The following is a 10150-nucleotide window of genomic DNA, read 5'->3' as shown; positions in this document are numbered from 1 at the left end:
CGACGCCCCCGACCAGCAGACCGCCCGCCGCGGCCGCCGACAGCAGCAGGCCGCGGCGGGACACGCCCGCGCGCTCGGGGCGCGCGGGCTCGTCCGGAAGCTGGTCGGGGTCGCTCACGTCAGGCCGTCGCGACCTTCTCGGCGATGCTCGACAGCGGCTCCTGCAGCGCCTGCACCGCCTTGCTCAGGGCGGCGGCGTCCGTCGCCTTCAGCTCGTCGGTCCACAGCTCGTACCCGCCCAGCGCGGAGGAGTCGCGGTAGGTGTCCAGCAGCGCGTTCACGGCGTCGAACTGCGCCTGCACCTGGTCGGCCAGGTCCGCATCGATCTCCTCGAGCCCCGGCCGCAGGTAGGCGAAGGCCTGCTCCGCGCCCTCGACGTTGCCGGCGAAGTCGACGAGGTCGATGTGGCTGTACAGCTCCTCCTCACCGGTGATCTTGTTCGCCTGCACCTCCTCGAGCAGGTCGGCGGCGCCGTTGGCGAGGTCCTCGGGAGCATAGGTCAGGCCGGCCATGACGTCCACGAGCTCGTCGGTGTGCGTCACCAGGTCGGCGGCGTAGGTCTTGGTCTGGTCGGTGATCGCGCCGTTCTGGAACAGGTCGCGCTCGATCGCGTGGAAGCCCGACCATCCCACGGCGTCGTCGACCGGCGTGGACTCGCGCATGTCGATGAGGTAGTCCAGGTTGCCGGCGTTGTCGGTGGCGTCGTAGCCGGGCAGGACGAACCCGTCGACGTCGGACTCGATCTTCTCGTAGAACGGCCGCGCCTTCGCGTAGGCATCCTGGGCGGCGGTCAGGTCGCCGGAGTCGATCGCGGTCTGCAGGTTCGCGACGGCGGTGACCATGTCGGCGGCGACGCCGTTCGCGTACGTCGCGTAGCCCTCGGCGCCGTCCTCGAGCAGGCTCTGCACGGTGCCGCCGGACGAGGACGCCGCGGTGCCGGTCACGGTGAACGCGACCGTCTCGGTCTCGGCGCCGGGGCAGTAGATCTCGTAGCTGCCGCCGTCGAGGGTCACCGTGAAGCTGACCGGAGACAGGCCGGGCGCGAGGTTCTCCTTCTCGCCGAGGATGCGATTGTCGCTCTGCAGCTCGATCTCGGTGATCGCGGTCGAGCTCTCATTGGTGACGGTGAAGGTGACGGGACCGGCGGGGACGCTGTCGTAGTCGAGCGTGCACGCGTCGGAGTCGCCGCCGGTGAGGGTGATGTTCACCTGCGAGGCGCCGCTGGAGCTGGTGGGGGCGGCTGCCTCGGAGCTGCTGCTGCAGCCGGCGAGCACGACGGCGCCGCCGGCCAGGACGGCCACGAGCGCGGTGCGGGCGAGGGGTCTGTCAAGGGATGGCATGGGTGTCTCTTCTCTGTGGTGACGGTGCGGTTTCGGGTGGGCCGGTGGGGACGTCGGGCGCTGCGCTGCGCAGCCGGCGTCTGGAGCGGGATGCTGCGATCAGCAGCACGGCGGCCGCGATCACGAGCACGACGGGCAGCTGGACCCCCCACAGCGTCCGCTCCTCGGCGAACGCGTCGGCGGCGTCGATCTGCGCGGCGCGGTCGGACGCGTCGGCGACCGACCAGCCGGCCGACGCGTCGTCAGGGTCCGTGCCGGTCAGCGTCACGGTGCGCGGGGTGGACAGACCTCCGCCGCTGAGGGTGACGACGGCGCGCACCGTCTCGGTCGCGTCGAGCAGCGCGTCGCCGGCGACCCACACCTCGCGGGTGGTCGTCACGTTCCAGGACGCGTCGAAGGGTCCCGGCTGCTCGGCGCGGTTCACCCCGATCGGCAGCGAGCCCTCGTTGAGGGCGGCGAGATCGTTCAGGGTGAGTGTCGCCGGCGCGTCGGCGACCGGCGCGTCGGCGTTCCACTGCCAGGCGAGGGCGGCGACGCCGTCGTGCTGATCGCCCGTCGCGGCAGCGGCGTCGAGGGCGTGGAGGTCGGCGTCCTGCCCGTCGACCTCGATGGTCACCGATCCCTCGCCCAGCTGGGCGGTGCCGGCCGTCGAGCCGTCGGCGGCGGTCAGCGTCGCCGAGGTCAGGTCGGGCCGGCCGGGAACGGCGAAGCCGACGGCCAGGGCCGCGGCGGCCAGCACGAGCGTGGCGGCGATCGAGGCCTGCAGGACCGGGACGGCGTGGCCCCGGGCACGGTGGCGCCGCGGCCAGTACACGTACAGCGCGACGGGCACGAGGTAGGCGAGCCACCCGACCACCTCGATCAGCCGCGGGTCGGACGGGATGCCGAGCACGCCGGTCAGCAGCGCCGCCGGGATCGTGCCCGGCCGCACGAGCCACGACAGATCGGCGACCTGCTGCTGGCCGGCGGTGATCCACCCCGCCTCGTGCGCGGTGCGCAGCGTCGTGACGACGAGCCCGGCGGCGACGAGGATGAGGAACGCGCCGGTGACGCGGAAGAACCGGGACAGGTCGAGCGTGACGCCGCCGTAGTAGATGCCGATGCCGACCCCGACGGCGCAGACGACGCCCAGCACCGCGCCGAGGGCCGCCAGCGCGGTGTCGGAGGACGCGGTGAACGTCGCCAGCAGGAAGACGCTCGTCTCGAAGCCCTCCTTGAGCACCGCGAGGAAGGCCATGACCGCCAGCGCCAGCGCGTGGCCGTCGCGCAGGGCGTCGCCGGCCTGCTCCTCCAGCTCGGTGCGCATCCGCCGCGCATGGCCGTTCATCCACACGATCATCCCGGTGACGAAGAACACCGCGACGGCGCCGATGACCGACTCCATCCCCTCCTGTGCGGCCTGCGGCAGCGCCTGCTCGACGAGTGCCAGCACGACGCCGACCGCGACGCTCAGCGCGACGGCGAGGGCGACGCCGATCCACATCGAGGTGAGACGGCGACCGTTGCGGCGCAGGAATGCGGCGACGATGCCGACGATCAATGCTGCTTCGAGGCCTTCGCGCAGGCCGATCACGAAGGTCGCGAGCACGGCGCTCCTGACGGGAGGGAACGGGACAAGTAAGGCTAACCTACATCCGGGACACGGATCGGTGCGGTCCGGCCCCTCGTCGCGCCGCCGGCCTCCGGTATCGGTCCGCGGACTAGGCTCGCCGCGAGGTGGACATGACGACGATCGACGACGCGCTCGAGCGCGACCAGGACCTGACGGACATCGACTGGCGCGTCTTCCCGCCGGGGACGGAGCGCGACGTGTTCGCCGCCCCGAGCGGCCCGCTCGCTCGCGTGACGCTCGGTCCCGCGGACGCCGAGCGCGTCGTGCTGGTCTCCGGCGTCGCCGGTTCGAAGGAGGACTTCGTCCGGGTGTTCCCGCTGCTGGCGGCAGCCGGGCACCGGGTCGAGTCGTTCGACCTCGCCGGGCACTGGGAATCGGTGGACGCCGGACCCGCGCACCTGGATCCGCCTCGCCAGCACGCGGACTACGCGATGTACGTGGCCGACCTGATCGCGGTGCTCGAGGACGGAGCCGGGCCCGCCCACGTGCTCGGGTACAGCTTCGCGGGCCTCGTCGCCGAGCTCGCGCTCGTCGAGCGCCCCGATCTGTTCCGCAGTCTCACGCTCATGGCCAGCCCGCCTGCGGTCGGGCAGGTCTTCCACGGCGTCAAGCACATCGGCCCGATCTCGGACATGGCACCGCACCGGGCCGCGGGGCTGATCCTGTGGGGCATCCGATACAACCTGAACCGCACGCCGCCCCGGCGGATCGCCTTCGTGCGCGAACGGCTCGCCGCGCTGCCGCGAGCCAGCGTCGACGACATCGTCGCGCTCATGATGGCGATGCCGGACGTGCTCGACGACCTGGCCGCCGCGCCGGTGCCCATGCTCGTCGCGGTCGGCGACCACGACCTGTGGCCGACCGCGCAGCACGCCGAGTTCGCACGTCGCATCGGCGCCGACCTCGCTGTCTACGAGACCGGGCATGCGCCGTGCGAGACCGCGCCGCATCAGCTGGTGCGCGACATGCTCACGCTCTTCGCCCGGGCCTGAGGGAATACCCCGGGCGTGCACGCGTTCTCCATGTATATTCACGTGCATAAAAATGGATGCGAGTCCGGAAAGAGGAGAAGACGACGTGAGCGAGCAGAGCACCGCACCCCAGGTGCAGTTCGGCCTGATGTCGGTCAGCGACATCACGCGGGACCCGGTCACCGGGCGCACCCCGAGCGAGGCGGAGCGCATCCAGGCGACCGTGACGATCGCGAGGCACGCCGAGCAGGCGGGTCTCGACGTCTTCGCGCTGGGAGAGCACCACAACCCGCCGTTCTGGTCCTCGTCGCCGACCACGACGCTCGCCTACATCGCGGCGCAGACCGAGCGGCTCATCGTCTCGACCTCGACCACCCTGATCACCACGAACGATCCGGTGAAGATCGCCGAGGACTATGCGATGCTGCAGCACCTGTCCGGCGGACGGATGGACCTCATGATGGGCCGCGGCAACACCGGACCCGTCTACCCCTGGTTCGGCAAGGACATCCGGCAGGGACTGCCGCTGGCGATCGAGAACTACGCGCTGCTGCGTGAGCTGTGGACGAAGGACGTCGTGGACTGGGAGGGGAAGTTCCGCACGCCGCTGCAGGGGTTCACCTCGACGCCGCGGCCGCTGGACGGGGTCGCGCCCTTCGTGTGGCACGGCAGCATCCGCACCCCGGAGATCGCCGAGCAGGCCGCGTACTACGGCGACGGCTTCTTCGCGAACAACATCTTCTGGCCCGCCGAGCACTACCAGCGCCTCATCGGCCTGTACCGCCAGCGCTGGGAGCACTACGGCCACGGCGCGCCCGAGACGGCGATCGTGGGTCTGGGCGGCCAGGCGTTCATGCGCAAGAACTCGCAGGACGCCGTGACCGAGTTCCGCCCGTACTTCGACAACGCCCCGGTCTACGGCCATGGGCCGTCGATGGAGGACTTCACGCAGATGACCCCGTTGACGGTGGGCTCGCCGCAGCAGGTCATCGACCGGTACGCCGGCATGCGGGACCTCTTCGGCGACTACCAGCGTCAGCTGTTCCTGATGGACCACGCCGGCCTGCCGCTGAAGACGGTGCTGGAGCAGATCGACATCCTCGGCGAGGAGGTCGTCCCCGTGCTGCGCAGCGAGTTCGCGAAAGACCGCCCCGCGGACGTGCCCGACGGGCCGACGCACGCCGCGCGGGTGCGCGCCGTGTACGGCGACGGCCCGACCCGGCAGGCGCGGCCGCGCGAGAACCGCGGCGACAACCTCACCGCCGGATCGCCCTACCAGGACACCCCGGCCGCGGCCGGTGCCGCGTTCGGTCTGGGAGGTGCGCGATGAGCGAGCGTCGTATCGCCGTGGTCGCGGCGGGCCTGTCGAACCCGTCGTCGACGCGGATGCTGGCCGACCGGATGCTGGCGGCCACCGCCCGCGAGCTGGGTGAGCGCGGCATCGAGGTCACGGCCGACACCTTCGAGCTGCGCGACTATGCGCACGACATCACGAACAACCTGCTGACCGGCTTCGCGCCGCCCGCGCTGGAGTCGATGATCAACACGGTCGTCTCGGCCGACGCCGTCATCGCGGTGACCCCGATCTTCTCCACCAGCTACTCCGGGCTGTTCAAGTCGTTCATCGACGTCCTCGACCCGGACGCGCTGCGCGGGAAGCCGGTGCTCATCGGCGCGAACGCGGGGACTCCGCGTCACTCGCTCGCGATCGACTACGCCATCCGGCCGCTGTTCGCCTACCTGCATGCGGACGCCGTGTCGACGGGGGTGTTCGCGGCATCCGCGGACTGGGGCGGAGCCGGCGACGGGGTCGGCACGCTGTCGGAGCGCATCGACAAGGGCGCGCGCGAGCTCGCCGACGCGATCGCGCGGCGCGAGCCCGCGCAGCCCGCCGATCCCTTCGACCCGGCGAGCTATCTCGGCGAGGGGCGGTCGTTCGGTCACCTGCTCGGTGGGCTCGCGGGGGAGTAGCGCCCATCCGCCGTCGCAGGATCGCGTCGATGTCGCAGGATCTCCGCCGAATCCTGCGACATCGGTCATGTTCTGCGACGATCGCGCGTACCGTGGCGGCCATGCGCTCGTCACGACCGATCCCGGGCAGCCGATGGCCGCACGAGATGACCATCACGGTCGTCGACGACCCGCACGCGCTGCTCGAACTGCTGTGGCTGCGGGAGCGATGGGGACTGCGCCTCGACATCGCCGCGCCGCCGCCTCTTCGCGCCCCGCCGGCACCGGCGCCGCCCGAGACGCGGCGCGCCGAGCCCGTCGAGGCGTGGCAGGACGCATGGCCCGAGATCTGGGACGGCGCCCTGGCGCACGCAACCACGCCACATGAGCCGCCCGACTTCGAGCGGATCGGGACGCTGCCTGATCTCGAGCGTCAGGCTCTGCTGCAACGCCTGATCGGGCCGAGCTGGCGTGACCGGTTCGGTGACGCGGGCCTGGAAGGCTATGACCTGTGGAGCGCCCAGCACCTGCGCGGGATCGTCGAAGGTCACCGGGCGGGCGGCAGCCCGGAGCACGACGTGGTCGACGCTCTCGTCCGCGCCTGGCGCGAGGGGTTGCTGATCGTCGTGACCGTGCCGGTCCGTGGGGAGCTCTGGCAGCGGGTGGGGTCGAACGGGATGCTGATCGCCGACGCGACCCGAGCCGATCGCGAGTCGTATGCGGCGGCGCTGCGCCGCTTCGCCGGGTGAGCGCGTAGCTGTCCATCGCACCCTCGCGTCTACTCGCCGGGGGGACGCGGCACGCGAGCGACGCCGCCGCGCCGTGCGCGCCGCCTCGGGATCGCCGCCAGAAACGCGTCGATCCCGAGACCGATGGCCAGCGCGATCACCACCGAGACCACGATCGCGACCACGGGGCCGCCGGGGAGAACCGCGGCCACCACCGCCCCGATCACCGCCTGGTATGCGCTCCACGCCACGGCCGCTCCGGCCGCCACCCCGAGGAAACGAGGCGCGCCGACCCGCGTCGCACCCGCCGTCAGGTTCACCGCCAGCCGGGCGAAGGGGATGAACCGCGCGACGAAGACGGTCGACGCGACCCGGGTCTCGAGGCGGGCTCCTGCCCAGCCGAAGGCGCCGGCGACGCGCGGATGCCGCATCCACCGCCATCTGTCGATCCCCACACGACGCCCCACCAGGTAGCAGCAGGTGTCGCCGGTGAACGCGGCCGCCGCGGCGACGACGATCACTGCGACGAGGGCGGGGGAACCGGTCGCGACCGACAGCGCTCCCGCCGCGGTCACCGCGACCTCTCCGGGAAGCACCACCAGGAACGAGTCGGCGAGCACCAGCAGCGCGACCACCCCCAGCGCCCAGGGGCCTGCGGCGATCGTCGCTACCGAGTCGTCCAGCACGGGGCCACGGTGGCAGCGTCCGGTGAACGGCGGGCGAACCGGACGCCGTCGACCGCGCACGGTCACTCGAACGCTGCTGCCCAGACGCCGTCGCCCACGCCGAGGCGGGGATCCGGCGCCCTCGGGATGCAGCCGACGACCGCTCGGTGACCGGGTGCGGAGCATCCGGTGAACTCTGCGCGATCCGGCCCGGATCGGCATCGTCGCCGGCGGAGCGGGCACGACCCTGGACATGTGAGAGTCGCGCTGATCGCCGAGTCCTACCTCCCCCACATGAACGGGGTCACGAACTCCGTGCTCCACGTGCTGCGTCACCTCGCCGCGCACGGACACGAAGCACTCGTGATCGCCCCCCGCGCGGCCGGCGCCGAGACCGCCCACGCGCGCACCGCACTGCTGGCCTCGCTTCCGCTGCCCGCCTACCCGCAGGTGCGCGTCGTGGTCGCCAGCGTCGCGCGGATCGCCGGGATCCTGCGCGAGTTCCGCCCCGACGTCGTCCATCTCGCCTCGCCGTTCGTGCTCGGGTGGCAGGGACTGCTGGCGTCCGAGGCGGTGGCCGCGGCATCCGTCGCCGTGTACCAGACCGACGTCGCCGCGTACACGGCGCGCTACGGGCTGCCCGGCGCGACGGCGCTCGCCGAGGCGCACCTCACCCGCCTGCACCGTCGCGCGACGCTCACGCTCGCCCCGTCCGCCGCCTCCGTCGCCCAGCTCGAACGCCTGGGCGTCGACCGGCTGCGGCGGTGGGAGCGGGGCGTGGACGGCGAACGGTTCCGGCCGGAGCGGCGCAGCGCGGCGTGGCGGGCCCGCATCGCACCGGGCGAGCGCATCGTCGGCTATGTCGGCCGCCTCGCGCCGGAGAAGCAGGTCGAAGACCTCGCCGCGCTCGCCGACCTGCCCGCCACGCGCCTCGTGATCGTCGGCGACGGGCCGTCGCGGCCGGCGCTGGAGCGTCGGCTGCCCGGCGCCGTGTTCCTCGGCCACCTCGCCGGAGACGCCCTGGCCGAGGCCATGGCCTCCCTCGACGTGTTCGTGCATCCGGGGGAGAGCGAGACGTTCGGGCAGACCATCCAGGAGGCCCACGCCAGCGGCGTGCCGGTCGTGACGACCGGTGTCGGCGGACCCGTCGACCTCGTCCGCTCCAGCGTCGACGGGTGGCTGTACCGTCCCGGCGACCTCGGCGATCTGCGCGCCCGCGTCGCGGACCTGCTCGGCGACGACGCCAAGCGCGCCGCCTTCGGGGCCGCATCCCGGGATGCGGTGCGCGACCGCACCTGGGGCGTGCTGTGCGCCCGACTGGTCGAGCACTACGACGAGGCGCGGATGCTGCGCCGCCTCGACGCCGGCCTGCTCGGCCGGTCGCGCCAGCGCCCGGAGCCGGTCCTCGCCCCGACCGCCGTCCGCCACGACAGCTATGTCGCCCTCGGCGACTCGCTGACGGAGGGACTGTGCGACGGCTCTCGCATGCCGTCCGGCGCGTACCGCGGGTGGGCCGACCGGCTCGCGGAGCTGCTCGCCCAGACCGGTGACTCGCCGCATCCGCTGCGCTTCGCCAACCTCGCCGTGCGCTCACGTCGGGTACGCGACCTCGCGCGCGAGCAGGTGCCGGCCGCCCTGGCGCTGCGTCCCGCGCTGGTGTCGATCCTGATGGGCCACAACGACCTCGTGGGCGCACGCGCGGACCCCGTGGCGCTGGCCGCAGAGCTCGCCCGCAGCGTCCGGCGCCTGCGGCAGGCCGGCTCCGACGTCCTGCTGGTCACGCTCTTCCTGCCCGAGCGGCCGGCGGCGCGACTGTTCGCGCGCCGCGTCGCGGCCTACAACGGCGAGCTGCGCCGTATCGCGCGGACCGAAGGATGCCTGCTGCTGGATGCCGAGGCCCTCGCGCCCCTGCGCGAGCGCGACATGTGGGCCGACGACCGGGTGCATCTGCGCTCGCGCGGGCATCGGCTCCTCGCCTACCGTGCCGCCGAGCTGCTCGGCGTGCCCGACGCCGAGGCGCTCGGCGGCCTGGACGCCGCCCTGCACGACGACGAGCCGCATCCCGCCGGCTGGATCCGCCGCGACGCGCTGCCGTGGCTCTGGCGCCGGGTGCGCGGTCGCACGGCCGGCGACGGCCTGCGCGCGAAGCACGACGGCTACATCGACCTGCCGCGTCCCGGCACGCCGCATCCCGCCCGCACCTGACCCCGGGCTCAGTACCAGCCGGTCGACTGCGAGTGCGCCCACGCCGTGCACGGGGTGCCGTACCGGGACGAGATGTACGACAGGCCCCAGTCGACCTGCGTGTTGCCGTTGGTGCGCCAGTCGGCGCCGGCCGAGGCCATCTTGTCCGCCGGCAACGCCTGCGGGATGCCGTACGCCCCGCTGGACGCGTTGAGCGCGTCGGCGCGCCAGCTCGACTCCCGGGTCCACAGCAGCACCAGGCACTGGTACTGGTCGTCGCCCCAGCCGTAGCGCGAGGCCATCGTGCTCTTCGCGTACGCCTTGGCGCCGGCGGGGTCGACCACGACGCCGTAGGTCGACGTGGTGGACGAGGTCGACGAGGAGGAGCTCGACGAGCTGGACGACGAGCCGGAGCTCGAGCTCGCCGCGGCCGCCGCGGCCTGCGCGGCCGCCTGCGCCGCCGCCTCCTGCCCGAGCCGGTACAGCCGCTCGGTCTCGGCCGTCGTGCTCTTCAGGGTCGCGAGCTGCGCGTACATCGTGTCGGTCTGCGTCTGCAGGGAGGCGACGGTCGCGGCCTCGGCGTCGGCGGCCGCCTGTGCGTCGGACGCCGCCTGCGCGGCCTCCTGGGCCGCCGTCTGCCGCGCGACCTCGGCGTCCGCCGCCTGCGCGCGCAGCGACTCGGCGGTCCCGGCGTCGCGCT

The 10150-nt window shown here is 73.0% G+C and carries 8 protein-coding genes and 1 pseudogene; 5 read left to right on the top strand and 4 right to left on the bottom strand.

Annotated elements, in window-relative coordinates:
- Positions 1 to 119: 119 nt before the first annotated feature.
- Both efeO and efeU read right to left on the bottom strand, forming a co-directional pair.
- Positions 120 to 1340: an iron uptake system protein EfeO gene (gene efeO, locus QM626_RS10685; protein WP_415076816.1), complete on the bottom strand. Its 1221-nt coding sequence runs from the start codon at positions 1338 to 1340 to the stop codon at positions 120 to 122.
- On the bottom strand, positions 1327 to 2928 hold the full coding sequence (gene efeU / locus QM626_RS10680; RefSeq protein ID WP_415076814.1) for an iron uptake transporter permease EfeU: 1602 nt from the start codon (positions 2926 to 2928) through the stop codon (positions 1327 to 1329). Before efeU ends, efeO begins: the two co-directional genes overlap by 14 nt.
- Before the next feature lie 134 nt (positions 2929 to 3062).
- Between efeU and QM626_RS10675 the strand changes: the two genes are divergently transcribed.
- The 4 genes from QM626_RS10675 to QM626_RS10660 all read left to right on the top strand — a co-directional run bounded on the left by QM626_RS10675 (position 3063) and on the right by QM626_RS10660 (position 6622).
- Complete coding sequence (locus tag QM626_RS10675) at positions 3063 to 3944, top strand: alpha/beta fold hydrolase (RefSeq protein ID WP_415076820.1); 882 nt, start codon at positions 3063 to 3065, stop codon at positions 3942 to 3944.
- A gap of 127 nt (positions 3945 to 4071) precedes the next feature.
- Positions 4072 to 5253: an LLM class flavin-dependent oxidoreductase gene (locus QM626_RS10670; RefSeq protein WP_415076818.1), complete on the top strand. Its 1182-nt coding sequence runs from the start codon at positions 4072 to 4074 to the stop codon at positions 5251 to 5253.
- Positions 5250 to 5894, top strand: a complete 645-nt coding sequence (locus tag QM626_RS10665) for an FMN reductase (RefSeq protein ID WP_415076812.1) — start codon at positions 5250 to 5252, stop codon at positions 5892 to 5894. Before QM626_RS10670 ends, QM626_RS10665 begins: the two co-directional genes overlap by 4 nt.
- Positions 5895 to 5995: 101 nt before the next feature.
- Positions 5996 to 6622: a hypothetical protein gene (locus QM626_RS10660; protein WP_415076810.1), complete on the top strand. Its 627-nt coding sequence runs from the start codon at positions 5996 to 5998 to the stop codon at positions 6620 to 6622.
- A gap of 29 nt (positions 6623 to 6651) precedes the next feature.
- Here QM626_RS10660 and QM626_RS10655 read toward each other — a convergent pair whose 3' ends face one another.
- The gene (locus tag QM626_RS10655) at positions 6652 to 7287 is read right to left on the bottom strand and encodes a DedA family protein (protein WP_415076808.1); all 636 of its coding nucleotides are present in this window, start codon (positions 7285 to 7287) and stop codon (positions 6652 to 6654) included.
- A 234-nt stretch (positions 7288 to 7521) separates the two neighbouring features.
- Here QM626_RS10655 and QM626_RS10650 point away from each other — a divergent pair, with 234 nt between their 5' ends.
- Complete coding sequence (locus QM626_RS10650) at positions 7522 to 9471, top strand: GDSL-type esterase/lipase family protein (RefSeq protein WP_415076806.1); 1950 nt, start codon at positions 7522 to 7524, stop codon at positions 9469 to 9471.
- Between the two features lie 8 nt (positions 9472 to 9479).
- On the opposite strand, the pseudogene QM626_RS10645 reads toward QM626_RS10650, so the two are convergent.
- Positions 9480 to 10150, bottom strand: a pseudogene (locus QM626_RS10645) (hypothetical protein); the annotation flags it as partial.

The organism is Microbacterium sp., assembly GCF_047606385.1.
Lineage (GTDB): Bacteria > Actinomycetota > Actinomycetes > Actinomycetales > Microbacteriaceae > Microbacterium.
Note: the sequence above shows the minus strand (reverse complement) of the source record. Positions and strands in the feature narration are given on the sequence as shown.

Bases quoted from the DNA above. Each gene is read 5' to 3' on its own strand.
- efeO (WP_415076816.1), bottom strand. From the start codon at position 1,340: ATGCCATCCCTTGACAGACCCCTCGCCCGCACCGCGCTCGTGGCCGTC.
- QM626_RS10675 (WP_415076820.1), top strand. From the start codon at position 3,063: ATGACGACGATCGACGACGCGCTCGAGCGCGACCAGGACCTGACGGAC.
- QM626_RS10670 (WP_415076818.1), top strand. From the start codon at position 4,072: ATGTCGGTCAGCGACATCACGCGGGACCCGGTCACCGGGCGCACCCCG.
- QM626_RS10665 (WP_415076812.1), top strand. From the start codon at position 5,250: ATGAGCGAGCGTCGTATCGCCGTGGTCGCGGCGGGCCTGTCGAACCCG.
- QM626_RS10660 (WP_415076810.1), top strand. From the start codon at position 5,996: ATGCGCTCGTCACGACCGATCCCGGGCAGCCGATGGCCGCACGAGATG.